Source organism: Streptomyces sp. JHA26, from assembly GCF_002005565.1.
Lineage (GTDB): Bacteria > Actinomycetota > Actinomycetes > Streptomycetales > Streptomycetaceae > Streptomyces.
In genome coordinates this window covers 37,701-62,465 of record NZ_BDJC01000012.1, presented here as the reverse complement: position 1 = coordinate 62,465, position 24,765 = coordinate 37,701, and the positions used below count along the sequence as shown (strand labels likewise).

Below are 24,765 nucleotides of genomic sequence, written 5' to 3'. Positions count from 1 at the left end.
CGTTCCACCTCTTGCTGTGCGGGGCTGTTCGAACGCCGCCGCATCGCGCGGAACGTTACCGTATCGCGATCAGATGACCACTTCGACGCCCTCACCGGGTGCACGGCCTGACACCCGTTCGGATTCCAGCGCCTGCTGGAGGATGATCACAGCGGCGGCCTGGTCGATGACCGATCTCCCCTTCTTCGACTTCACGCCCGAGGCGCGCAGCCCCTGGCTCGCCGTCACGGTCGTCATCCGCTCGTCGACCAGCCGTACGGGGACGGGCGCGATGCCCTTGGCCAGCTCCTGGGCGAAGCCCCTGACCTTGGCCGCGGCCGGGCCCTCGCCCCCCTTGAGGGAGCGAGGGAGGCCGACGACGACCTCGATGGGCTCGTACTCCTCGACCAGTTGGCGCAGGCGGCGGTGCGCCGCCGGGACGTCGCGCCCGGGGACGGTCTCCACCGGGGTGGCGAGGATCCCGTCGGGGTCGCACGAGGCGACCCCGATCCGGGCGTCCCCGACGTCGATCGCGAGCCGGCGGCCTCTGCGCATCGCCCGTCCTACTTCGCGGTCTCGGCGACGAGGCGCTCGACGGCGTCCACGGCGTCACCGATGGCGGCCGGGTTCTGACCGCCGCCCTGGGCGACGTCCGGCTTGCCGCCACCGCCGCCGCCGAGGGTCTTGGCGGCGGTGCGCACCAGGTCACCGGCCTTCAGGCCGCGCTCGCGGGCGGCCTCGTTGGTGGCGATCACGGTGAGCGGCTTGCCGTTGGCCGTCGTGAAGAGGGCGACCACGGCGGCCCGGCCGCCCTGGATGCGGCCGCGCACGTCGAGGACCAGCTTGCGCAGGTCGTCGGCGGTGGTGCCGTCCGGGACCTGCCCGGTCACCAGGGCCACGCCGCGCACGTCCTTGGCGGAGTCGGCGAGCGAGCCGGCGGCCTGGAGGACCTTCTCGGCGCGGAACTTCTCGATCTCCTTCTCGGCGTCCTTGAGCTTGCCGAGCATGGCGGAGACCTTCTCCGGGAGCTCCTCCGGACGGCCCTTGATCAGCTCCTGGAGCTGGGCGACGACCGTGTGCTCACGGGCGAGGAAGTTGTAGGCGTCGACGCCGACCAGGGCCTCGATGCGGCGCACGCCGGAGCCGATGGACGACTCGCCGAGCAGCTTGACCAGGCCGAGCTGGGCGGTGTTGTGCACGTGGGTGCCGCCGCACAGCTCCTTGGAGAAGTCGCCGATGGTGACGACGCGGACGCGCTCGCCGTACTTCTCGCCGAACTCGGCGATGGCGCCCTGCTTCTTGGCCTCGTCGATGCCCATGACGTCGGCGCGGACGTCGAGGTCGCGGGCGAGCACCTCGTTGATCTTCTGCTCGACGTCGGTCATCACGGCCGTCGGCACGGCGGACGGCGAGCCGAAGTCGAAGCGGAAGCGGCCGGGCTGGTTCTCGGAGCCGGCCTGGGCGGCCGTCGGGCCGAGGGCGTCGCGCAGCGCCTGGTGGGTGAGGTGGGTGGCCGAGTGGGCGCGGGCGATGGCCTTGCGGCGCCGGTCGTCGATGGAGGCGTGGGCCTTGGCGCCGACGGTGATCTCGCCGACCTGGACGACGCCCTTGTGGACGTAGACGCCCGGGACCGGCTTCTGGCAGTCGCGGACCTCGATGACGGCACCGGAGTCGGCCTTGATCCGGCCGGTGTCGCCGATCTGGCCACCGCCCTCGGCGTAGAAGGGGGTGCGGTCGAGGACGATCTCGACCTCGTCGCCCTCGGTGGCGGCCGGGGAGGAGACGCCGTCGACGAGGATGCCGACGATCGTGGACTCGCCCTCGGTGTCGGTGTAGCCGATGAAGTCGGTGGCACCGGCGCGGTCGGCGATCTCGCGGTAGGCCCCGAGGTCGGCGTGGCCGGTCTTCTTGGCCTGGGCGTCGGCCTTGGCGCGCTCCCGCTGCTCCTTCATCAGGCGCCGGAAGCCGTCCTCGTCCACGGACAGCCCCTGCTCGGCGGCCATCTCCAGGGTGAGGTCGATCGGGAAGCCCCAGGTGTCGTGGAGCAGGAACGCCTTGTCGCCGGCGAGCACGGTGCCGCCGGCGGCCTTGGTGTCGCTCACGGCGGTGTCGAGGATGTTGGTGCCGGCCTTGAGGGTCTTGAGGAAGGCGTTCTCCTCGGCGAGGGCGACCTTCTCGATCCGCTCGCGGTCGGTGATCAGTTCGGGGTACTGCTGCCCCATCATGCCGATCACGACGTCGATCAGGTCCTTGACGACCGGTCCGGTGGCGCCGAGCAGGCGCATGTTGCGGATGGCGCGGCGCATGATGCGGCGCAGCACGTAGCCGCGGCCCTCGTTGCCGGGGGTGACGCCGTCGCCGATGAGCATCACGGCGGTGCGGATGTGGTCGGTGACCACGCGCAGGGAGACGTCCGAGGCGTGGGCGTCGCCGTAGGCCACGCCGGTCAGCTCGGTGGCCTTGTTGATGACGGCCATGGAGGTGTCGATCTCGTACATGTTCTGCACGCCCTGCAGAATCATGGCGAGGCGCTCCAGGCCGAGGCCGGTGTCGATGTTCTTGCTCGGCAGGTCCCCGAGGATCTCGAAGTCCTCCTTGCCGGTGCCCTCGCCCCGCTCGTACTGCATGAAGACGAGGTTCCAGATCTCCACGTACCGCTCGTCGTTGACGGCGGGGCCGCCCTCGACGCCGAACTCGGGGCCGCGGTCGTAGTTGATCTCGGAGCAGGGGCCGCAGGGGCCGGGCACGCCCATGGACCAGAAGTTGTCCTTCTTGCCCAGGCGCTGGATGCGCTCGGCGGGGACGCCGACGACGTCGCGCCAGATCTGCTCGGCCTCGTCGTCGTCCTCGTAGACGGTGATCCACAGGCGCTCGGGGTCGAGGCCGTAACCGCCCTTGTCCTGGGGGCTGGTGAGCAGCTCCCAGGCGAGCTTGACGGCGCCTTCCTTGAAGTAGTCGCCGAAGGAGAAGTTGCCGCACATCTGGAAGAACGTGCCGTGCCGGGTGGTCTTGCCGACCTCTTCGATGTCCGGCGTGCGCACGCACTTCTGGACGCTGGTGGCGCGGTCGAACGGCGGCTTGACCTCGCCGAGGAAGTACGGCTTGAAGGGCACCATGCCGGCGTTGACCAGCAGCAGAGTCGGGTCGTCCGCGATGAGCGACGCCGAAGGGACGACGGTGTGCCCGCGCTCCTCGAAGAAGCTCAACCAGCGGCGGCGGATCTCGGCCGACTCCATCAGTGGTCCTCATTCCGGTTGTGCGAGTACGTCGTCCTGTCGACGTACCTCGGGTCGTTGCCGTTCTCGATGGCGGGGTACCGCCTGGCAGCGGGCAGTTCCCGGTCGACGGGGGCGTTCAGCCCGAGCGCGTCGTCCAGTTCGGCCTCCCGCCGGGCCATGTTGTCGCGGACGTCGAGGGCGAACTCCACCGCGCGGTCCTTGATCCGGGTACCCGTGTCGATCGCCTTGTTCGCCGCGGTCGCGGCGAGGCTCTCGGGGGTCAGCTGCTTGAGCTTCCGGTTGACCTTGGTGGTGGCCCACACACCGGCGGCGACGCCGGTGCCGAACCAGAACGTACGGCGGAACATCGCTGGATCAGTCCTTCTTCCGCTTCGTCCGCCGCGCTTCCGGGATCGTACGGCCGACGATCACGGTGCGCCGCGGCTCCTTGGCCGGGCCCGCGGGCACGCCCTCCTTGCGACCGCCGAGTGCCCTGCGCACGCCGTAGCCGAACGCCGCGACCTTGACCAGCGGACCGCCGAAGGTGGAGGCCACGGTGGTCGACAGCGCCGAGGCGTTCGACGTGACCTCCTGGACGTCGGAGGCGATCGCGTCGACCCGGTCGATCTGGGTCTGCGCGGAGCGCACCGCCGAGGAGGCGTCGGCCAGCAGCGGGACGGCCTGGTCGGTCACGTCCGCCACCAGCTTGGTGGTCGCCCTGAGCGTCTGGGCCAGCCTCGCCAGTGCGACGGCGAGGAAGGAGACCAGGATCGCCCAGAAGACGGCCACCAGGATCCCGGCCACCTCACCACCGGACACCGCGCACCCGCTCCCTGAAACGTGCCTGAACATCGAGAACATCGAGAAAGTCGTGCACCGAGCCTATCGCGCCGGGCAGCGGGCTCCGTACCGGATTACCGTCGGCGGACGGCGAAGTCGGGGGAAGTGATTGTACGGAGTGAATACGGGCCAGTACGCTCCGTGTTCCATGCGAGATCATCGGCGCGACGGAAGCTCCCCGCACGGCAACCTCCCGCTGGAGCTCGACGCCTTCGTCGGGCGCGCGGCGGAGCTCGCCGGACTGGCCCGGGCCCTCGACGCCGCCCGGCTGGTGACGGTGACCGGGGCGGGCGGGGTCGGGAAGTCGCGCCTGGCGGCGCGGGCGGCGGCACGGTGCGCACCCCGGGACGGGGCCTGGCGGGTGGACCTGACTCCGGTGCGCGATCCGGAGTTCGTCGACTACGCGGTCGTGGAGGCGCTCGGTCTGACCGACCACACCACGCGCCTGCCCCGCGAGACGCTGTTCGCGCACCTGGCCGAGCGGGAGCTGCTGCTGGTCCTGGACGGGGTCGAGCACCTGGTGGACGCCTGCGGCGCGCTGGCGACCGACCTGCTGGGCCGCGTGCCGGGGCTGCGGGTGCTGGCGGTGGGGCGCAGACCGCTGGGCGTGGCCGGGGAGCGGCTGGTGCCGCTGGCGCCGCTGGGCACGGAGGAGGCGGTGGAGCTGCTGACCGCCCGGGCGGCGCAGCGCGGTCTCGCGTGCGGGGACGCCGTGGACACCGGTGCCGAGGGGGTGCTGCGGGAGCTGTGCCGGCGGCTGGACGGGATCCCGCTGGCGATCGAGCTGGCCGCCGGGCGGCTGGACGCGCTGTCGCCGGGGCAGATGCTGCGGCGGCTGGACGACCGCTTCCGGTTGCTGACCGGCGGGGACCGCGCCGTGCCGCCCCGGCACCGGACGCTGCGCACCGCGATCGGCTGGAGCCACGAGCTGTGCACGCCCGAGGAGCGGCTGTTGTGGGCCCGGCTGTCGGTGTTCACGGGGTCGTTCGACCTGGAGGCCGCCGAGTACGTGTGCAGCGGCGACGGACTGCCCGCCGCCGACGTGCTGGACGTGGTCTGCGCGCTGCTGGCGCAGTCCGTGCTGGCACGCGAGGAGACGCCGGCCGGGGTCCGGTACCGGATGCTCGACACGGTGCGTGCGTACGGTGCCGACTGGCTGGAGGCGACGGGGGACGCGGCGCGGCTGCGGCGCCGCCACCGGGACTGGTACGTGGGGCTGGCGACCTGGTGCGAACTGGAGTGGTTCTCGCCGCGTCAGCGCGAGGTGGCCGCGCGGGTGGAGGCGGAGCTGCCGAATCTGCGCGGTGCCCTGGAGCACTGCCTGGCCGAGCCGGACGAGGCGCACCTGGGCCAGTATCTCGCGGGCGCCCTGTGGTTCCACTGGGTCGGCTGCGGGCGGCTCTCGGAGGGGCGGCACTGGCTGGACCAGGCGGTGCGGCTGGACGTGGAGGGGCCGGCGGGCGGGCGGTCCCGGCTGAAGGCGCTGTGGGTGCTCGGGCACGTGGCGATCCTGCAGGGCGACACGGCTGCCGCGCTGGCGGCGCTCCACGAGTGCCGGGAGGAGGCCGAGCGGTCGCGGAACCCCACGGCGATGGCGTACGTGGAGCACCGCACCGGCTGTCTGGCGCTGGTCACGGACGACATGCCGCGCGCGGAGGCGCTGCTGCGGTCGGCGCTGCGCCGCTACCGGCAGATCGGCGAGCTCAACACCAACGTGCTGATGGGCCAGGTGGAGCTGGCGATGACGCGGGCGTTCCAGGGCGATCTGCCGGACGCGGTGCGCCTGTGCGAGGACGTGCGCCAGGTGTGCGAGGACCACGGCGAGCGCTGGGCCCGGGGATACGCCCTGTACGTGCTGGCGTACGCGGCCTGGAGCGAGGGCGATCCGGTGCGCGCCCGTGAGCTGCTGACCGACTGCCTGGCCGGCGCCCACCGCTTCCGGGACCAGCTGGGTTCGGTGCTGGCGCTGGAGCTGCTGGCCGTGGTCACGGTGGCGGAGGGCGACGCGGCGGAGGCCGCGGTGCTCCAGGGCGCGGCGGGGCGGATGTGGCCGTCGGTGGGGTTGCCGCTGTTCGGTTCGGCGCACTACAACGCGCCGCACGAGCTGTGCGAGGCGACGGCCCGGGAGCAGCTGGGCGACGAGCGGTACGAGGAGTACGTGCGGCACGGGGCGCGGCTCGGCCGTGCGGAGGCGGTGACGCGGGCGCTGCGGCGGCCGGGAGCGGCGGCGCTGCCGGCACCGTGCCGGGCGGGCCGGCCGGCGCCGGTGGACGCGCGCAGCGCGAAGCCCGCCGCCTCGTCCACCCGGAGGGGTGGGGAGACGGCGGGCTGAGGTACCGCGGGGGTACTGACGTCCGGCTGGATCAGCGGGCGTAGTACTCGACGACGAGCTGCTCGTCGCAGATCACCGGGATCTCCTTGCGGTTCGGCTCGCGGTCCAGGCGGAACGCCAGGGCCTTGAGGTTCACCTGGAGGTAGCGCGGGGTCTCGCCCTCGGGGGCGAAGCCACCCTCACGGGCGATCGTGAAGAGGGTCTTGTCCTTGGAGCGCTCGCGCACCTGCACGACGTCGTCCGGACGGACACGGAAGGACGGCTTGTCGACCTTCTGGCCGTTGACCTGGATGTGGCCGTGGACGACCATCTGGCGGGCCTGGTAGATCGTGCGGGCGATGCCCGAACGCAGGACCAGCGCGTCGAGACGGCGCTCGAGCTCGATGACCAGGGCCTCGCCGGTCTTCATGTTGGTCTTGGAGGCGCGCTCGTAGGCGCGGACGAGCTGGCGCTCGCTGAGGTCGTACTGCGCGCGCAGACGCTGCTTCTCGAGCAGACGGACCTTGTAGTCCGAGTTCTGCTTGCGGCCGCGGCCGTGCTCGCCCGGCGGGTAGGGGCGGGCCTCGAAGTACTTGACGGCCTTCGGCGTCAGCGCGATGCCGAGGGCACGCGACTTCTTGACCTTGGGGCGGGACTGGTTCGCCACTGTCTGTGTCTCTTTTCTGAGTTTCCGGCTCGTCAGGGTTGAGGGAGGTCGCATCCGCAGCCGGGGAATCCCGCCGGTCCCGTGGGACCTGTCGGGCAGCCGCTCCCCTGGTCTGGGCACATACGTGCAGCACGCGAGTGGCCCACCGACCGCTCCCGGAGCTCCGGGTGGTGGTGGGCTGCCCGCGACACCGGTCGACGGTGCGCGACGCTCCTGGAACCCCTGGGGGTTCCGGCTGGTTGTCCCGTTCTGACTGCACGGAACTCAGCGCTTCGGGCGATTCTACAGGCTGCTCAGGGCCGCTTGCGACCGAGGTGCTCCCGGGTCCACTCCACCGCGTCCGCGTACCGGGCCTCGGCGCCGTGCCGGGTCGGGGCGTAGTACGTCCGGTCCTTCAGTTCGTCGGGGGCGTACTGTTGGGCGGCGATGCCCTCGGGCAGGTCGTGCGGGTACACGTAGCCCCGCCCGTGCCCGAGCTTGCCCGCGCCCTTGTAGTGGCTGTCGCGCAGGTGGGCCGGGACCGGCCCGGCGTGCCCCTTGCGCACGTCCTCCAGGGCGGCGCCGATGGCGGTGGTGGCGGCGTTGGACTTGGGGGCGAGGGCCAGGGCGATGGTGGCGTGGCTGAGGGTGAGGGCGGCCTCGGGGAAGCCGATCATGGCGACGGCCTGGGCGGCGGCGACGGCGAGGGGCAGCGCGTTCGGGTCGGCGAGGCCGATGTCCTCGCTGGCGGAGATCATCAGACGGCGGGCGATGAAGCGGGGGTCCTCGCCGGCCTCGATCATCCGGGCCAGGTAGTGCAGGGCGGCGTCCACGTCGGAGCCGCGGATGGACTTGATCAGGGCGCTGGCGACGTCGTAGTGCTGGTCGCCGTCGCGGTCGTACTTCACCGCGGCCCGGTCGACCGTCTCCTCCAGCGTGGTCAGGGAGATCTCGCTCTCGCCCTTGTCGAGCGCGGCCCCGGCGGCGGCCTCCAGGGCGGTCAGCGCGCGGCGGGCGTCGCCGCCGGCGATGCGCAGCAGGTGGTCCTCGGTGTCCTCGGGGAGGGCGACGGCGCCCCCCAGACCGCGCTCGTCGGTCAGGGCCCGGCGGAGCAGGCCCCGGACGTCGTCGTCGGTGAGGGGTTCGAGGGTGAGGAGGAGGGAGCGGGAGAGCAGCGGGGAGATGACCGAGAAGTACGGGTTCTCGGTGGTGGCGGCGATCAGGGTGACCCAGCGGTTCTCGACGGCGGGGAGCAGGGAGTCCTGCTGGGCCTTGCTGAAGCGGTGGATCTCGTCGAGGAAGAGGACGGTCTCCTTGCCGTACCCCCCGACGGCGCGGCGGGCCCCGTCGATGACCGCGCGGACCTCCTTGACGCCCGCGGTGATCGCCGACAGCTCCACGAACCGCTTGTTGGTGGCCTTGGAGACGACGTACGCCAGGGTCGTCTTGCCGGTGCCCGGCGGGCCCCAGAGGATCACCGAGGAGGGTCCGGCGGGACCGGAGGCGCCCTCTCCGACCAGTCTGCGCAGCGGTGACCCCGGCTTGAGCAGGTGCTGCTGACCGACGACCTCGTCGAGGGTGCGCGGGCGCATCCGCACGGCGAGGGGGCTGCCGGTCGGGTCCTTCTCCTGGCGTTCTTCTGCTGCGGCGGTGAACAGGTCGGGCTCCACGCGAGAACCCTAAAGGACCGCACCGACAACGCGGCGCGCCGTCAGCTGGTCCAGAAGTCCCACCAGCGAGTCAGGATCATCATGCCGATGATGCCGATGTGCAGCACCGGCAGGACCCAGGTGAACTCGTCGAAGAAGCCGCGCAGCCAGTTCGGGGCGGGCAGGAAGCCCTTGCGGACATTGAAGGACGTCACGTACCAGAACATCAGGATGGTGGCGACCCAGGCCAGGCAGCACCACAGGCACAGCGCGTTGATCCGGTACAGGGACTCGAACTGCAGCCAGGTGACGAAGCCGACGCCGAACAGGCAGCCGGCGTTGAAGGTGAGCCAGTACCAGCGCGGGAAGCGGGCCCGGGCGAGCAGGCTCATGCCGACGCAGACGACGATGCCGTAGGTCACCAGGCCCAGCATCGGGTTGGGGAAGCCGAAGACGGCCGCCTGGTCGCTCTCCATGACGCTGCCGCAGGAGACGACCGGGTTCAGGCTGCACCCGGGGGTGAACGTCGTGCCCGCGACCTTGGCCTCGAGGAGCTTGAACTTGTCGAGCGTGATGACCCACGCGGCGAGCACCCCGGCGGCGCCCGTGATCACCAGCAGCAGGGCGAAGGCACGACCGGCGCCCTCCGTGCGCGGGGATCCGGAGGTGGGTTCCGGCGCGGGCTCTACCACGGTGGAGACGTCCTTCGCTGTCGTCTTGCTCATCACGCCGATTCCGTCGCTCGAGTCGGACCTGCTTCGGGCAGGGGCCATTGTGCCGCACGGACCTGTAAGGCCACCGTTCGCTGGACATAAGAGCGTATCGGCGATCGCCCTCGGGCGTGACGCACCGGCCGATGCCCGTTCGCCGGGGGCACACGTGAGCGAACACGTGCGCCCCCAGGGCGTACCGGGCTAGCCGAGCCTCGACTCCAGCTCCGCCACGATCTCGTTGACGCCGATCGCCGTCTGCTCGCCGGACTCCATGTCCTTGAGCTGGACGACGCCTTCGGCCAGGTCGCGCTCGCCGAGGACCAGGGCGTAGCGGGCGCCGGAGCGGTTGGCCGCCTTCATCGCGGCCTTCAGGCCCTTGCCGCCGTAGGAGAAGTCCGCGGCCACGCCGTTCTTGCGCAGCTCGGTGACCTTCGCGAACAGGATCCGGCGGGCCTCCTCGCCGAGGGGGACGGCGAAGACGGAGGTCGCGGACGGGATGTCCAGCCGGATGCCCTCCGCCTCCAGGGCGAGGACGGTGCGGTCGACGCCGAGCGCCCAGCCCACGGACGGCAGGGAGGGGCCGCCGATCATCTCCGACAGGCCGTCGTAGCGACCGCCGCCGCCCACCGCGGACTGGGAGCCGAGGCCGTCGTGCACGAACTCGAAGGTGGTGCGCGTGTAGTAGTCCAGGCCCCGCACCAGCTTGGGGTCGTCCTCGAAGACGACGCCGGCCGCCGTGATCAGCTCGCGGACCTCCTCGTGGTAGGTCTTGCAGGCGTCGCACAGGTAGTCGCGCAGCAGCGGTGCGTCGGCGAGCTGCTTCTGCACGTCGGGGCGCTTGTCGTCCAGGACGCGCAGCGGGTTGATCTCGGCGCGGCGCAGCGTCTCCTCGTCCAGGTCGAGGCCGCGCAGGAAGTCCTGGAGCGCGGCCCGGTAGACGGGGCGGCACTCCTTGTCGCCCAGGGAGTTGAGCAGGATGCGGAAGTTCCGCAGGCCCAGCGCGCGGTACGACTGGTCGGCCAGGATGATCAGTTCGGCGTCCAGTGCCGGGTCCTCGGCGCCGATCGCCTCGGCGCCGACCTGGGAGAAGTGGCGGTAACGGCCCTTCTGCGGGCGCTCGTAGCGGTACTGCGAGCCCGAGTACCAGACCTTCACCGGCAGGTTGCCCGCCTTGTGCAGGTTGGCCTCCAGGACCGCGCGCAGCACGGGCGCGGTGGTCTCCGGGCGCAGGGCGAGGCGGTCGCCGCCCTTGGTCTCGAAGACGTACATCTCCTTGGTGACGATGTCGGTGGACTCGCCGACACCGCGCGCGAAGAGCTCGACGTTCTCGAAGCCGGGCGTCTCGATGTAGCCGTAGCCGGAGTTGCGCAGCGGGGCGGCGATCGCCTCGCGGACGGCCAGGTACTCGGCGGAGGCCGGCGGCAGCAGGTCGTACGTGCCCTTGGGGGCCTTGAAGGTGCTCACGGAAGGTCTCTCGTCACATTCCTCGTCGGGGCGCCTCGGCGCCCTGGCCGGCCGCCACCTGCCGCAGATACGGGTTGGTGGCGCGCTCCTGGCCGATGGTCGTCTGGGGGCCGTGGCCGGACAGCACCACGGTCGGGTCGTCGAGCGGCAGGACCACGCGGGCGAGGGACGCCAGCATGTCGTCCATGGAGCCGCCCGGCAGGTCCGTGCGTCCGATGGAGCCGGCGAACAGCAGGTCGCCCGAGAAGAGGATCGGCGGGATGTCCGCCGCCTCGGGCAGGCCGAAGGTCACCGACCCCTTGGTATGGCCCGGCGCGTGCGCGACCGTCAGCTCCATGCCCGCCAGCTCCAGCTTCGCGCCGTCGGTCAGTTCACGGACGTCGTCCGGCTCCCCCACGGTGAGCTCGCCCATGAGCGGCATGCCGATGGACCGGCCGATCCCCTTCTCGGGGTCGCCCATCATGTAGCGGTCGTCGGGGTGGATCCAGGCGGGCACGTCGTGCGCGCCGCACACGGGGACGACCGAGGCCACGTGGTCGATGTGGCCGTGGGTGAGGACGACGGCGACGGGCTTGAGCCGATGCTTGGCGAGTGCCTCCTCGACGCCCTGCGCGGCCTGGTGGCCGGGGTCGATGATCACGCACTCCTCACCCGCGGCGGGGGCGACGAGGTAACAGTTCGTCCCCCAGGCCCCGGCGGGGAACCCGGCAATGAGCACGATCGTCCTTCGTTTGTGTCGGTACGGGTGGCTTGCGGGCGGCCTGCGCCCGTGGTCAGAGCCTACCGGCGGTGCCGTTTCCTCAGCGAACCCATATACGGTACGGGGCTACACGCACGCGGTCGGTTCGTCACGCGCACGCGTACCGGTCGGCACACACGACGCATGAGGAGAGAACCCGGTGGTCAGCCAGGAGCAGCGGCGGCGTCAGCTCGCCCGGGAGAAGTTCTTGCGGCAGCAGCAGCGACGCACCTCCGCGCGGCGCAAGGCGCGCACGCGCAACGCGGCGATCGCCTCGGCACTCGGCGTCGTCCTGATCGGCAGCGTCGCGCTGTACGCGACCGGGGCCGTCGGGGGCGACGACGACAAGACCAACGCGAACGCGGAGGTCACCCCGAGCGCCTCCGCGAGCGGCAAGGCTCCGGACCCGTGCGACAAGCCCGCCGCCGGCAAGGCCACGACGCAGACCTGGAAGAAGGAACCTGCGATGGCCATCGACAAGTCGGCGAAGTACACGATGAAGCTGTCGACCACCTGCGGTGAGATAGACATCGCGCTGAAGGCGTCGGCGGCGCCGCACACCGTCAACTCGTTCCACTTCCTCGCGGGCAAGGGCTACTTCGACCACACGAAGTGCCACCGGCTGACCGACCAGGGCATCTACGTGCTCCAGTGCGGCGACCCGCAGGGCACCGGGGCGGGCGGCCCCGGCTACACGATTCCCGACGAGAACCTCAAGGACAAGAGCCTCGCGGGCAACGTGTACCCGGCGGGCACGGTGGCGATGGCCAACCAGTACAACGCGCAGACCGGCCAGGGACGGAACACCGGCGGCAGCCAGTTCTTCCTGGTCTACCAGGACAGCCAGCTGCCCCCGGACTACACGCCGTTCGGCACGGTGTCCGAGGCGGGGATGAAGGTGCTCAAGAAGATCGCGGACGCCGGGGCCCAGCCCATGGACCCGGCGACCGGGAACACCGCGCCCAACGCGACGGTCGTGATCGACAAGGCGACGGTCACCGAATCCTGAGCCCCAACTGCGGAATTTCGGTCGCGCGGGATGCGGACAGGCCCCCCGCCGGTCGCCTATGTTGGCCGTGACGAAACTGTGGACGATGCCGGGGGCAGCAGAGCCCTTCGCAGGCATCATGTGGAGGAGGCGCTGTGAGCAGCGACCCGTGGGGCCGCGTCGACGAGACGGGGACCGTGTACGTGCGTACGGCCGACGGCGAGAAGGTCGTCGGTTCCTGGCAGGCAGGCTCCCCCGAGGAGGCGCTGGCCTACTTCGAGCGCAAGTACGAGGGCCTGGTTGTCGAGATCGGCCTCCTCGAGAAGCGAGTGAAGACCACCGACCTGTCGTCGAAGGACGCCCTGGCCGCCGTCGAGCACCTGCGCGAGCAGGTCGACGCGCACCACGCGGTCGGTGACCTGGAGGCGCTGCGGGCCCGGCTGGACAAGCTCGTCGAGCTGGTGGAGAAGCGCCGCGAGGAGCGCAAGGCGCAGCGGGCCAAGCAGTCCGACGAGGCGCGGGGCGCCAAGGAGGCGCTGGTGGCCGAGGCCGAGGAGCTGGCGCAGTCCGACCAGTGGCGGGCGGCCGGCGAGCGGCTGCGGTCGCTGGTGGACACCTGGAAGGGTCTGCCGCGCCTGGACCGCAAGACCGACGACGAGCTGTGGCACCGCTTCTCGCATGCGCGCTCGGCGTTCTCCAAGCGCCGCAAGCAGCACTTCGCGCAGCTGGACGCGCAGCGCGAGGAGGCCCGCCGGACCAAGGAGCGGCTGGTCGCGGAGGCCGAGGCGCTGTCGGGCTCGACGGACTGGGGACCGACGGCCGCGCGGTACCGCGACCTGATGTCCGAGTGGAAGGCCGCGGGCCGCGCCCAGCGCGAGCACGAGGACGACCTGTGGAACCGCTTCCGCGGTGCCCAGGACGTCTTCTTCGCCGCCCGCAGCTCGGTCTTCGCCGAACGGGACGCGGAACAGGCGGAGAACCTCAAGCTGAAGGAGGAGCTGGCCGAGGAGGCCGAGAAGATCCTGCCGGTCACGGATCTCAAGGCGGCCCGCGCCGCGTTCCGCTCGGTGAACGAGCGCTGGGAGGCCATCGGCCACGTGCCGCGTGACGCCCGGCCGAAGGTCGAGGGCCGGATGCACGCCGTGGAGCGGGCGATCCAGGAGGCCGAGGAGGCCGAGTGGCGCCGGACCAACCCGGAGGCACGCGCGCGTGCCGAGGGTCTGACCGGTCAGCTCCAGGCCGCCGTGGACAAGCTGCGCTCCCAGATCGAGCAGGCGCGTGCCCAGGGCAACGACGCCAAGGCCGACAAGCTCCAGCGCGAGCTGGACGGCCGGCAGGCGCTGCTGGACCAGGCGCTGAAGGGCCTGCAGGAGTTCGGCGGCTGACACCGCACGCACGAGAGGGGCTCCCGTACACGGTGTACGGGAGCCCCTCTCGTCCGTTTCCGCGGCCCCTACGACGGTCTGCGCGCCGACGTCACCCGGTACACGTCGTACACGCCCTCCACGCCGCGTACGGCCTTCAGGACGTGTCCGAGGTGCTTCGGGTCGCCCATCTCGAAGGTGAAGCGGGAGGTGGCCACCCGGTCCCGGGAGGTCTGGACGGCCGCGGAGAGGATGTTGACGTGCTGGTCGGACAGCACGCGCGTGACGTCCGACAGCAGCCGGGAGCGGTCCAGGGCCTCGACCTGGATGGCGACCAGGAAGACGGAGGACTGGGTGGGCGCCCACTCGACCTCGAGGATGCGCTCGGGCTCGCGGGAGAGCGAGTCCACGTTCACGCAGTCGCTGCGGTGAACCGATACGCCGCTGCCGCGGGTGACGAAGCCGATGATCGGGTCGCCGGGGACGGGCGTGCAGCAGCGGGCCAGCTTGACCCACACGTCCTCGACGCCCTTGACGACGACGCCCGGGTCGGCGCTGGTGCGGCGCTTGCGGCCGCGACCGCGCGCGGGCGGCACCGACTCGTCGATCTCCTCGGTGGCGGCCTCCTCGCCGCCGAGCGCCTGGACCAGCTTCTGCACGATGTTCTGCGCGGAGACGTGCCCCTCGCCGATCGCCGCGTACAGCGCGGAGATGTCCGAGTACCGCATCTCGTGCGCGAGCGTGACCAGGGAGTCGCCGGTCAGGATGCGCTGGATCGGCAGGTTCTGCTTGCGCATGGCGCGGACGATGGCGTCCTTGCCCTGCTCGATCGCCTCGTCACGGCGTTCCTTGGAGAACCAGGCGCGGATCTTGTTGCGGGCGCGCGGCGACTTCACGAAGCCGAGCCAGTCGCGGGAGGGGCCCGCGCCGGCCGCCTTGGAGGTGAAGACCTCCACCAGGTCTCCGTTGTCCAGGGTGGACTCCAGCGGGACGAGACGGCCGTTGACCCGGGCCCCTATGGTGCGGTGGCCGACCTCGGTGTGGACGGCGTAGGCGAAGTCCACGGGTGTGGCCCCGGCCGGGAGCGCGATGACGTCGCCCTTGGGGGTGAAGACGAAGACCTCGTTGCGGGAGAGGTCGAAGCGCAGGGACTCCAGGAACTCGCCGGGGTCCTCGGTCTCCTTCTGCCAGTCCAGCAGCTGGCGCAGCCACGCCATGTCGTTGAGGTGGTCGTCCTTGCCCTTGCCGGACGACCTGGGAGCGTCGGAACGCACCTTGGAGGCGCCGGCGACGGCCTCCTGCTTGTACTTCCAGTGCGCGGCGATGCCGTACTCGGCGCGGCGGTGCATGTCGAAGGTGCGGATCTGCAGCTCGACCGGCTTGCCGTTGGGTCCGATGACCGTCGTGTGCAGCGACTGGTACATGTTGAACTTGGGCATCGCGATGTAGTCCTTGAACCGCCCCGGAACCGGGTTCCAGCGGGCGTGGACCGTGCCCAGCGCCGCGTAGCAGTCGCGGACGGTGTCCACCAGGACGCGGATGCCCACCAGGTCGTAGATCTCCGCGAAGTCACGGCCGCGGACGATCATCTTCTGGTAGACGCTGTAGTAGTGCTTGGGGCGGCCGGTGACGGTCGCCTTGATGCGGGCCGCGCGCAGGTCCTGCTGGACCTCGTCGGTGACGACGGCGAGGTACTCGTCGCGCTTGGGGGCGCGCTCGGCAACCAGGCGGACGATCTCGTCGTACATCTTGGGGTAGAGGATCGCGAAGGCGAGGTCCTCCAGCTCCCACTTGATGGTGTTCATGCCCAGGCGGTGGGCGAGCGGCGCGTAGATCTCCAGGGTCTCGCGCGCCTTCTTCTCCTGCTTCTCGCGCTTGAGGTAGCGCATGGTGCGCATGTTGTGCAGGCGGTCGGCGAGCTTGATGACCAGGACGCGCGGGTCCTTGGCCATGGCGACGACCATCTTGCGCACGGTCTCCGCCTGCGCGGCCTCGCCGAACTTGACCTTGTCCAGCTTGGTGACGCCGTCGACGAGCAGGGCGACGACGTCGCCGAAGTCGCGGCGCAGGTCGTCCAGGCCGTACTCGGTGTCCTCGACCGTGTCGTGCAGCAGCCCTGCCATCAGGGTGGCCGGGTCCATGCCGAGCTCGGCGAGGATCGTGGTGACGGCGAGGGGGTGCGTGATGTACGGGTCGCCGCTCTTGCGCTTCTGGCCGCGGTGCCAGCGCTCGGCGACCTGGTAGGCGCGCTCGATCTGACGCAGCGTCGCCGTCTCGATCTTGGGGTCGTTGCTGCGCACTATCCGCAGCAGCGGCTCCAGGACCGGGTTGTACGGGTTCGCGCGCTGCACGCCGAGGCGGGCGAGGCGGGCGCGGACGCGGTTGGAGGAGCCGGAGCGGGCGGGCTGCCCGGCGGGGGTGCGGACCACGGGCGCGTTCTGGGGACGCTCGTGCGGCAGGGGCTTGGGCCGCGACTGCTGCTCGGCGGGCTTGTCGACCGGCGCGGACGGGGCGTGCTGGATCGGCCCGTGCGTGTCGTTCTTCGCCTGGGGCGCGCTCGGCGCGGGCTTCGCCGCGGGCGCCGAGGCGGACTCGGGCTTTGCGGCGGTCAGTGGCTGGGCCTCGTCTGGCAAGAGGGCTCCTCGTGCGCGATCCGGCTCCCCCGGTCAGGCTCCGGAATCCCCATGGTAGCGATCCTGGCCTCCGGAATCGCCTTCAGGCCGGAGTGAGGGCCTTCGACGGGAGAAACGCGAGAGGCGGGCGCCGGATTCCTCCGGGCCCGCCTCCCTGTGCGGCACGGGCCGCGTCAGACGGTGAGCAGCGCCTCCAGCGGGGCGCCGGCCAGAGCGGGCTCCAGCCGGGCACGCCCGTCGAGGAAGCCCAGCTCCATCAGCACGGCCAGGCCCGCGACCTGCGCGCCGGCCCTGCGGATGAGCTGGACGGAGGCCTCGGCGGTGCCTCCGGTGGCGAGGACGTCGTCGACGATCAGCACGCGGTCGTCGGCGCTCAGGTCCTCGGCGTGCACCTCGATCTCGGCCGACCCGTACTCCAGGTCGTAGGCCTGGCCGAGGGTGGCTCCGGGGAGCTTGCCCGCCTTGCGCACGGGGACGAAGCCGAGGCCCGACCGCAGGGCGACCGGGGCGCCGAGGATGAAGCCCCGGGCCTCCAGCCCGACGACCTTGGTGGCGCCGGTGCGACCGGCGACCTCGGCGAGGGCGTCGGTGAGCGCGGTGAACGCCACCGGGTCGGCCAGGAGCGGGGTGATGTCCTTGAACACCACGCCCGGCTCCGGGTAGTCGACCACGTCCCGGATGCGGCTGAGCAGCAGTTCCGAGATGTCCGCGAGCCCGGTCATCGGCGCTTCCCCGAGGGTCGGCCGCGGCCCCTGGTGCGGGACGCGGGCTGGTTGCGGGGGCCGACGACCGCGGGTGCGGCGTCCTCGGGCTCGTCGTCGGCGTACGGCCCGTCGGCGACGGCGGCCTCGGCCGGCTCCCCCTTGGCCGCGGCCTGGGCGCGCTTGGCGAGGACGCGCTTCTTGAGGGCCTTCATCTGCGGCTCGGCCTCCTTGAGGTCGGCGACCAGCGGCGTGGCGATGAAGATCGAGGAGTACGCGCCGGCCGCGAGGCCCACGAACAGCGACAACGAGATGTCGTTGAGCATGCCGGCGCCGAGGACACCGCCGCCGATGAACAGCAGGCCGGCCACCGGCAGCAGCGCGACCACCGTGGTGTTGATGGAGCGGACCAGGGTGCTGTTGATCGAGCGGTTGGCGATCTCGCCGTAGGTCCAGCGGGTCTGCTTGGTGATGTCCTTCGTCTGCTCCTTGAGGCTGTCGAAGACGACGACCGTGTCGTAGAGCGAGTAACCGAGGATCGTGAGCAGACCGATCACCGTGCCCGGCGTGACCTCGAAGCCGACGAGGGCGTAGATGCCGGTGGTGATGGTGATGTCGTGGATCAGCGCGATGAACGCGGCGAGCGCCATGCGCCACTCGAACGCGATCGCCAGGTAGATCACGACGAGGACCATGAAGATCGCCAGGCCCTGCCAGGCCTTGTTGGCGATCTGGTCACCCCAGCTGGGGCCGACCAGGTCGGCGTTGATCTTCTCCGCGTCGACCTTCAGGTCCTTGGCGAGGCCGTCCTTGATCTCGTCCGACTTGCCGGTGTCGATGCCCGCGATCTGGATGCGCAGGCTGCCGTCGCCGAGCTTCTGGACGATCGCGTCGTGGCCGGAGGCCTCCTCCGCGTACGTCTCGGTCTGGGACACCGAGGCGCTCATGTTCTTCGGAGTGGTGAAGACCGCGCCGCCCTGGAACTCGATGCCCATGTGCAGGCCGCGCACCGCCAGGCCCACGATCGCCGTGATGGTGATCAGGATGGAGATGCCGTACCAGATCTTGCGGTTCTTGATGAAGTCGTAGCCGACCTCGCCATGGTGCAGCCGGGCGCCGAGCTTGCCGAGCTTCGACATCTCTCACGCCTCCTTCGGGTCGACGGGACCGGCGGACGGACGACGGGTGCGGCGCAGCGGAGGCTTGGCACCCAGGCTCTTCGGATCGAGGCCGGACCACTTGTGGCCGCTCGCGAAGAACGTGCGGCGGGCCATCAGCGTGAGCAGCGGCTTGGTGAAGAGGAACACCACCACCACGTCGAGCAGGGTGGTCAGACCCAGCGTGAACGCGAAGCCCTGGACCTTGCCGACGGTGACGATGAAGAGCACCGCCGCGGCGAGGAACGACACGAAGTCGGAGACCAGGATGGTGCGCCGGGCGCGCGGCCAGCCACGCTCGACCGCGGGGCGCAGCGAGCGTCCTTCGCGGATCTCGTCGCGGACGCGTTCGAAGTACACGATGAACGAGTCCGCCGTGATGCCGATGGCGACGATGGCTCCGCAGACGGCCGGCAGGTTCAGCGCGAAGCCGATGGTCGGGCCGAGCAGCGCCATGATCACGTACGTCAGGCCCGCGGACACCAGCAGCGAGGCGACGGCGATGAACGACAGTCCGCGGTAGTAGAGCAGCAGGTAGAGGACGACCAGCGCGAGGCCGATCGCACCGGCGATCAGGCCGGCCTTCAGCTGCTCGCCGCCGAGCGCGGCGGTGACGGTGGTGACGCTGTCCTCCTTGAAGCTCAGCGGCAGCGCACCGTAGGACAGCATGTTGGCGAGGCTCTGCGCCTCTTCCTGCTCGAAGCTGCCGGAGATCTCCGCGCTGCCGCCGGTCAGGGCCTCGTTGACGTACGGGTCGGAGACGACCTCGTTGTCCAGGACGATGGCGAACTGGTTCTGCGGGGACGGGTTCTGGGCGAGCTTGCCGGTGATGTCCGCGAACTTCTTGGAGCCGGAGTCCGTGAACTTCATCGTGACGGTCCAGCCGGCGGCGGTCTGGGTGTTGAAGACCGCCTTGGCCTCGTCGACGTCGGTGCCGTCGACCGCGGCGGGGCCGAGGATGTACTTCTGCCACTGGCCCTGCGAGTTCTGGCCGCAGGCCACCGTCGAGTCGCTGGGCTTGACGCCGTTGCCGGCCTTGGCGCGCTCCGCCTTCTTCGTGCAGTCCAGGGCCGCGTAACGGGCCTGGAGCTCGGCGGTCGCGTCGTCGCCGGAGGCGCTCGGGGACGGGGAGGCGTCGCCGGTGGCCTTGCCGGAGGCGGACGGGCTGGGGTCGGCCTTCAGGGCGTCGGTGACCGCGCGGCCCTGGGGGGTGGCGCTGGCCGAGGCGGCGTCGGACGGCGAGGAACTCGCCTTCTCGTCGCCGGTCGCCTTGTCGGTGGCCTTGTCCGAGGCGCCGGAGGCGCTCGGCGAGGGGCTGCCCGTCGCGGCGGCACCGGAGAGCTCGGTGGCGAGGACCGGACGGAAGTAGAGCTTGGCGGTGGTACCGACCTGGGCCCGGGCTTCCTTGGAGTTCGTACCCTTGGGGATGTTGACGATGATGTTCCGGTCGCCCTGGGTCTGAACCTCGGCCTCGGAGACACCCAGACCGTTGACACGGTTGTTCATGATGTCAACGGCGGTGTCCATGTTGGTCTTGTTGATCGCGGATTCCTGGCCGGGTTCCGAGACCGCCCTGAGGGTGATGCTCGTGCCGCCGGCCAGGTCGATCCCGAGACGCGGAGTCGTGTGTCCGGAGGCGAACATGCCTCCCGTGAGCGCCGCGATGACGATCACGATCAGGGCCAGCGAGCGCCCGGGCTTGCTCTGAGCGCTCGCGGTCTTTCCCTTTTTAGGTGCTACCACCTGTTCGTACTCCCTCTCGAGCCGCGTCACGCCGGGACGGCGCACCGGCGGACATCACATGGTGTGGGGATCCGCGCGACGCGCGGGGCGCACGGGAACGGTCCGTGCACCTCGGGGCGCGGCTACTTCGCCTCGGAGCCGCCGTCGGACTTCTTCGGCTGCTCGTCCGCCGTCGTCGCCTCGGCGGGCGCGGCGTCGGCCGTCGGCTCGTCGGCCGCGTCCTTCTTGCCGAGGTCGACGGACTTGCCGTCGGAGTCGTCGGCGGCCGGGACGTCGGTCTCGGTGAGGGAGGAGGCGTCGTCCGGAACGATGTCGGCGTCGGACTTCAGGTCGTGCTCGATGCCGTGGACGATGCGGTTGTACTCGTCGTCGGTGAGGACGGCACCGATGGAGTTCTTGGCGAAGAGCAGCTCGACACCCGGACCGGCGTCGAGGAGGACCGTGTCCTCGTTGACCTCCTTGACCGTGGCGTACATGCCCCCGATGGTGCGGACACCGGAACCGGGCTGCATCTGGTTCCGCATGTCGGCGGCCTGCTGCTGCTTCTTCTTCGCCGACCGCGTCATCAGGAACATGGCCCCGATGAGCACGATGAACGGGAGGAGGGTCACGAGACTCACGGGTCGGTACTTCCTTCACACGACCGCGATGGTGGGCGGCCTGATGGTTGGGGGTGTGTACGCCGCCGACAAGGGCGGCATCGGCGGAGTCTAAGCGAGTCCGCGCGCATGGAACAACGCTCAGCATGACACCGGGGTTCCTGCTCCGGCGAATGTCCTCGCCGGAGCGGGGGCGTCACGCCCCGAACAAGTCCTGTTGTCCCTTTCCGGAGTTCTGCGCGCGCGGCGGGGTGAGACCGAGGTGCGCCCAGGCCGCCGGGGTCGCGACCCGCCCGCGTGGGGTGCGGGCCAGGAGGCCCTCCCGCACGAGGAAGGGTTCGGCGACCTCTTCCACTGTCTCACGCTCCTCCCCCACGGCGACGGCGAGCGTGGACAGGCCGACGGGACCGCCGCCGAACAGCTTGAGCAGCGCCTCCAGCACGGCCCGGTCGAGGCGGTCCAGGCCCCGGGCGTCGACCTCGTAGACCGCGAGGGCGGCGGCGGCGATCTCCCGGGTGATCAGGCCGTCGGCCTTGACCTGGGCGTAGTCGCGGACGCGGCGCAGCAGGCGGTTGGCGATGCGGGGGGTGCCGCGGGAGCGACCGGCGATCTCGGCGGCGCCGGCCGGGTCGATCTCGACGTCGAGCAGGCCCGCGGAGCGGTGGACCACGCGTTCCAGCTCGGCCGGTCCGTAGAACTCCATGTGCGCGGTGAAACCGAAGCGGTCGCGCAGCGGGGGCGGCAGCAGGCCCGCGCGCGTGGTGGCGCCGACCAGGGTGAACGGGGGCAGTTCGAGCGGGATGGCGGTGGCGCCCGGGCCCTTGCCGACGATGACGTCGACGCGGAAGTCCTCCATCGCCATGTAGAGCATCTCCTCGGCGGGCCGGGACATGCGGTGGATCTCGTCGAGGAAGAGGACCTCGCCCTCCTGGAGGGAGGAGAGGATCGCGGCGAGGTCGCCGGCGTGCTGGATGGCGGGGCCGGAGGTGATGCGGATGGGGGCGCCCATCTCGGCCGCGATGATCATCGAGAGGGTGGTCTTGCCGAGGCCGGGGGCGCCGGAGAGCAGGACGTGGTCGGCGGTGGCCCCGCGCGCGCGTGCGGCGCGCAGGACGAGGTCGAGCTGCTCGCGGACCTTCTCCTGGCCGATGAACTCGCCCAGGTCCTTGGGGCGCAGGGCCGCCTCCACGGCCTGGTCCTCGCCGTCGGCGACCGATCCCACCAGCCGCTCTCCGGCGGCCTCGGTGTCGGTCGTGTCGTCCCAGTTCATGAGGTGTGCCTCGGCTCTCGCTACGGACTATCGGGCGCGGTTCAGTGTCTGCAGGGCCGCCTTGAGCAGCTGCCCCACCTGGGGCTTGCCCCCGGCGGCCTCCGCCTGGGGCGCCACGGCGGACACGGCCTCGTCGGCCTCACGGGTCGCGTACCCCAGGCCGATGAGGGCGGCGTGCAGCTGGTCGCGCCATCCGGTGCTGACGGGTGCGCCGACGGCGGGGGCGCCGACCGGTTCGCCGAGCCGGTCCTTCAGCTCCAGCAGCAGCTTCTGGGCGCCCTTCTTGCCGATGCCCGGGACGGCGGTCAGGGCCTTCTCGTCCCCGGTGGAGACGGCCCTGCGCAGGGCGTCGGGGCTGTGCACGGCCAGCATCGCCTGTGCCAGGCGGGGGCCGACGCCGCTGGCGGTCTGGAGCAGCTCGAAGACCTGGCGCTCGTCGTCGTCGGCGAAGCCGTACAGCGTCAGGGAGTCCTCGCGGACGACGAGGGAGGTGGCGAGCTTGGTGGGCTTGCCGACGCGGAGGGCGGAGAGCGTGTTCGGCGTGCACTGGACGGCCATGCCGACACCGCCGACCTCCACCACCGCGGTGTCGGGGGCGAGGGCGGCGACCGTGCCACTGACGAAGGCGATCATGCCGTATGGCCTTTCGGTGCGTGCGGGGCTTTCGGGGTGCGCGGGGTTCCCGGGGTCCGCAGGCCCCGGGAGGCGTGCAGGGCGGCGGCCTGCTGGAGCCGGTTCTGCGCGGGGGACCGCCAGATGTGGCAGATGGCCAGGGCGAGCGCGTCGGCCGCGTCTGCGGGCTTCGGGGGCGCGGCCAGCCGCAGCAGGCGGGTGACCATGGCGCCCACCTGGGCCTTCTCGGCGCGTCCGCTGCCGGTCACGGCGGCCTTGACCTCGCTGGGGGTGTGCAGGGCGACGGGGATGCCGCGGCGGGAGGCGCAGAGGATGGCGACGGCGCTGGCCTGGGCGGTGCCCATCACCGTGCGGACGTTGTGCTGGCTGAAGACGCGCTCCACGGCGACGAACTCCGGCCGGTACTCGTCCAGCCACTGCTCGATGCCCTGCTCGACGGCGACGAGGCGGTGGCCGAGGTCGGCGTCCGCGGGGGTGCGGACGACACCGACGCCGAGCATGGTCAGCGGCCTGCCCGCGACGCCCTCGACGACACCGACCCCGCAACGGGTCAGCCCCGGGTCCACCCCCAGTACACGCACGCCCACGCCTTCCCTCGATCACCTGTTTGTGCAGGCTATCGGGTACCACCGACAACGGCGGCGGGCCGGGGGACGTGTCCCTCCGGCCCGCCGGGGTGCCGTCGCGCGTGCGGGCGCTACGCGTCGACCTTCTCCATGACCTCGTCGCTGACGTCGAAGTTGGCGAAGACGTTCTGCACGTCGTCGCTGTCCTCGAGGGCGTCGATCAGCTTGAAGATCTTCCGGGCGCCCTCCTCGTCCAGCTCGACCTGCATGGTCGGGACGAAGTTGGCGTCGGCGGACTCGTAGTCGATGCCGGCGTCCTGGAGGGCGGTGCGGACCGCGACCAGGTCGGTGGCCTCGCTGATGACCTCGAAGGTCTCGCCGAGGTCGTTGACCTCCTCGGCGCCCGCGTCCAGGACGGCGCCGAGCACGTCGTCCTCGGTCAGCTCGCCCTTGGGGACGATCACGACGCCCTTGCGGTTGAACAGGTACGACACCGAACCCGGGTCGGCCATGGAGCCGCCGTTGCGGGTCATGGCGACGCGGACGTCGGAGGCGGCGCGGTTGCGGTTGTCGGTGAGGCACTCGATGAGCACCGCGACACCGTTGGGGCCGTAACCCTCGTACATGATCGTCTCGTAGTCGGCGCCACCGGCCTCCAGGCCGGCGCCGCGCTTGACCGCGGAGTCGATGTTCTTGTTCGGCACCGACTGCTTCTTCGCCTTCTGGATGGCGTCGTAGAGCGTCGGGTTGCCGTCGATGTCGGCGCCGCCCATGCGGGCCGCCACCTCGATGTTCTTGATCAGCTTCGCGAAGAGCTTGCCGCGCTTGGCATCGATGACGGCCTTCTTGTGCTTCGTCGTGGCCCATTTAGAGTGGCCGGACATCTGCCTGTCTCCTTCGCGTAACCCGTCTTTGAACGAACGCAGGAATCCTACAAGGACTCCGCCGCCCGGTTCGCGCGCACCATGTCGGCGAAGAGGCGGTGGACGCGGTGGTCGCCGGTCAGCTCCGGGTGGAACGACGTGGCCAGCGCGTTGCCCTGGCGGACCGCGACGATGTGGCCGTCGTGCTCGGCGAGCACCTCGGCCGCGGCGCCCACGGACTCGACCCAGGGGGCGCGGATGAACACGCCCTCGACAGGATCGCCCGCCACGCCCTCGATGTCGACGGCCGCCTCGAAGGACTCGTTCTGCCGTCCGAAGGCGTTGCGGCGCACGATCATGTCGATGCCGCCGACGGTCTCCTGGCCCGAGCGCGGGTCGAGGATCTTGTCGGCCAGCATGATCATGCCGGCGCAGGTGCCGTAGACGGGCATGCCGTCGCGCACGCGGGCGCGGAGCGGTTCCATCACGCCGAACAGGACGGCCAGCTTGGAGATGGTGGTGGACTCGCCGCCGGGGATGACCAGGCCGTCGACCTCGGCGAGTTCTTCGGGGCGCCTGACCGGCCTGGCCACGGCATCGGCCGCGGCCAGGGCGACGAGGTGCTCCCGTACGTCGCCCTGGAGGGCCAGGACGCCGATGACGGGGGTGTCACTCATGGATCCGGTGCC

General features: G+C 71.1%; 22 protein-coding genes. 3 read left to right on the top strand and 19 right to left on the bottom strand.

The features are described 5' to 3' along the window. Nucleotides 1-69 precede the first annotated feature (69 nt). The 4 genes from ruvX to JHAT_RS10185 are packed head-to-tail and all read right to left on the bottom strand — an operon-like array spanning nt 70 to nt 4,049. Entirely contained in the window at nt 70-534 is a 465-nt protein-coding gene (gene ruvX / locus JHAT_RS10200) for a Holliday junction resolvase RuvX (RefSeq protein WP_077797760.1), read from the bottom strand. 8 nt (nt 535-542) lie between these two features. Then, nucleotides 543-3,215, bottom strand: a complete 2,673-nt coding sequence (alaS, locus tag JHAT_RS10195) for an alanine--tRNA ligase (protein ID WP_077797759.1) — start codon at nt 3,213-3,215, stop codon at nt 543-545. After that, nucleotides 3,215-3,565: a hypothetical protein gene (locus JHAT_RS10190; RefSeq protein ID WP_077797758.1), complete on the bottom strand. Its 351-nt coding sequence runs from the start codon at nt 3,563-3,565 to the stop codon at nt 3,215-3,217. The genes alaS and JHAT_RS10190 overlap by 1 nt, the downstream gene beginning before the upstream one ends. Before the next feature lie 7 nt (nt 3,566-3,572). Continuing rightward, nucleotides 3,573-4,049 (bottom strand): DUF948 domain-containing protein, encoded by a 477-nt coding sequence (locus JHAT_RS10185; RefSeq protein WP_077797837.1) that lies wholly within the window; start codon nt 4,047-4,049, stop codon nt 3,573-3,575. Between the two features lie 136 nt (nt 4,050-4,185). Between JHAT_RS10185 and JHAT_RS10180 the strand changes: the two genes are divergently transcribed. Continuing rightward, complete coding sequence (locus tag JHAT_RS10180; protein ID WP_171990825.1) at nt 4,186-6,369, top strand: AAA family ATPase; 2,184 nt, start codon at nt 4,186-4,188, stop codon at nt 6,367-6,369. 31 nt (nt 6,370-6,400) lie between these two features. Here JHAT_RS10180 and rpsD read toward each other — a convergent pair whose 3' ends face one another. The 5 genes from rpsD to JHAT_RS10155 all read right to left on the bottom strand — a co-directional run bounded on the left by rpsD (nt 6,401) and on the right by JHAT_RS10155 (nt 11,538). Next, nucleotides 6,401-7,015 (bottom strand): 30S ribosomal protein S4, encoded by a 615-nt coding sequence (gene rpsD, locus JHAT_RS10175; RefSeq protein WP_077797756.1) that lies wholly within the window; start codon nt 7,013-7,015, stop codon nt 6,401-6,403. A 293-nt stretch (nt 7,016-7,308) separates the two neighbouring features. Next, a complete protein-coding gene (locus JHAT_RS10170) occupies nt 7,309-8,664 on the bottom strand; it encodes a replication-associated recombination protein A (protein WP_077797755.1) in 1,356 nt (451 codons plus the stop codon). Nucleotides 8,665-8,705: 41 nt separating this feature from the next. Then, nucleotides 8,706-9,368 (bottom strand): vitamin K epoxide reductase family protein, encoded by a 663-nt coding sequence (locus JHAT_RS10165; protein ID WP_077797754.1) that lies wholly within the window; start codon nt 9,366-9,368, stop codon nt 8,706-8,708. Nucleotides 9,369-9,557: 189 nt separating this feature from the next. Further along, complete coding sequence (gene hisS, locus JHAT_RS10160; protein WP_077797753.1) at nt 9,558-10,820, bottom strand: histidine--tRNA ligase; 1,263 nt, start codon at nt 10,818-10,820, stop codon at nt 9,558-9,560. A 13-nt stretch (nt 10,821-10,833) separates the two neighbouring features. Continuing rightward, a complete protein-coding gene (locus JHAT_RS10155) occupies nt 10,834-11,538 on the bottom strand; it encodes an MBL fold metallo-hydrolase (RefSeq protein ID WP_077797752.1) in 705 nt (234 codons plus the stop codon). A gap of 181 nt (nt 11,539-11,719) precedes the next feature. Between JHAT_RS10155 and JHAT_RS10150 the strand changes: the two genes are divergently transcribed. Next, on the top strand, nt 11,720-12,568 hold the full coding sequence (locus tag JHAT_RS10150; protein WP_077797751.1) for a peptidylprolyl isomerase: 849 nt from the start codon (nt 11,720-11,722) through the stop codon (nt 12,566-12,568). 134 nt (nt 12,569-12,702) lie between these two features. Then, entirely contained in the window at nt 12,703-13,932 is a 1,230-nt protein-coding gene (locus tag JHAT_RS10145) for a DUF349 domain-containing protein (RefSeq protein ID WP_077797750.1), read from the top strand. 68 nt (nt 13,933-14,000) lie between these two features. Here the strand turns inward: JHAT_RS10145 and relA are convergent, their stop codons facing one another. The 10 genes from relA to pdxT form a co-directional block, all read right to left on the bottom strand. Next, on the bottom strand, nt 14,001-16,544 hold the full coding sequence (gene relA, locus JHAT_RS10140) for a GTP pyrophosphokinase (protein ID WP_077797749.1): 2,544 nt from the start codon (nt 16,542-16,544) through the stop codon (nt 14,001-14,003). A 173-nt stretch (nt 16,545-16,717) separates the two neighbouring features. Next, entirely contained in the window at nt 16,718-17,266 is a 549-nt protein-coding gene (locus JHAT_RS10130; protein ID WP_077797748.1) for an adenine phosphoribosyltransferase, read from the bottom strand. Further along, nucleotides 17,263-18,384, bottom strand: a complete 1,122-nt coding sequence (gene secF, locus JHAT_RS10125) for a protein translocase subunit SecF (RefSeq protein WP_077797747.1) — start codon at nt 18,382-18,384, stop codon at nt 17,263-17,265. Before secF ends, JHAT_RS10130 begins: the two co-directional genes overlap by 4 nt. A 3-nt stretch (nt 18,385-18,387) precedes the next feature. After that, nucleotides 18,388-20,145: a protein translocase subunit SecD gene (gene secD / locus JHAT_RS10120; protein ID WP_171990828.1), complete on the bottom strand. Its 1,758-nt coding sequence runs from the start codon at nt 20,143-20,145 to the stop codon at nt 18,388-18,390. A 122-nt stretch (nt 20,146-20,267) separates the two neighbouring features. Next, nucleotides 20,268-20,765: a preprotein translocase subunit YajC gene (gene yajC, locus JHAT_RS10115; protein WP_077797746.1), complete on the bottom strand. Its 498-nt coding sequence runs from the start codon at nt 20,763-20,765 to the stop codon at nt 20,268-20,270. 175 nt (nt 20,766-20,940) lie between these two features. Continuing rightward, nucleotides 20,941-22,014, bottom strand: coding sequence for a Holliday junction branch migration DNA helicase RuvB (gene ruvB, locus JHAT_RS10110; RefSeq protein WP_077797745.1), 1,074 nt, complete (start codon nt 22,012-22,014; stop codon nt 20,941-20,943). A gap of 27 nt (nt 22,015-22,041) precedes the next feature. After that, on the bottom strand, nt 22,042-22,647 hold the full coding sequence (gene ruvA, locus JHAT_RS10105) for a Holliday junction branch migration protein RuvA (protein WP_077797744.1): 606 nt from the start codon (nt 22,645-22,647) through the stop codon (nt 22,042-22,044). Further along, nucleotides 22,644-23,228, bottom strand: a complete 585-nt coding sequence (gene ruvC, locus JHAT_RS10100) for a crossover junction endodeoxyribonuclease RuvC (RefSeq protein ID WP_077797834.1) — start codon at nt 23,226-23,228, stop codon at nt 22,644-22,646. The genes ruvA and ruvC overlap by 4 nt, the downstream gene beginning before the upstream one ends. 116 nt (nt 23,229-23,344) lie before the next feature. Further along, nucleotides 23,345-24,097: a YebC/PmpR family DNA-binding transcriptional regulator gene (locus JHAT_RS10095; RefSeq protein WP_077797743.1), complete on the bottom strand. Its 753-nt coding sequence runs from the start codon at nt 24,095-24,097 to the stop codon at nt 23,345-23,347. A gap of 47 nt (nt 24,098-24,144) precedes the next feature. Beyond that, on the bottom strand, nt 24,145-24,753 hold the full coding sequence (pdxT, locus tag JHAT_RS10090) for a pyridoxal 5'-phosphate synthase glutaminase subunit PdxT (protein WP_077797742.1): 609 nt from the start codon (nt 24,751-24,753) through the stop codon (nt 24,145-24,147). Nucleotides 24,754-24,765: the final 12 nt, after the last annotated feature.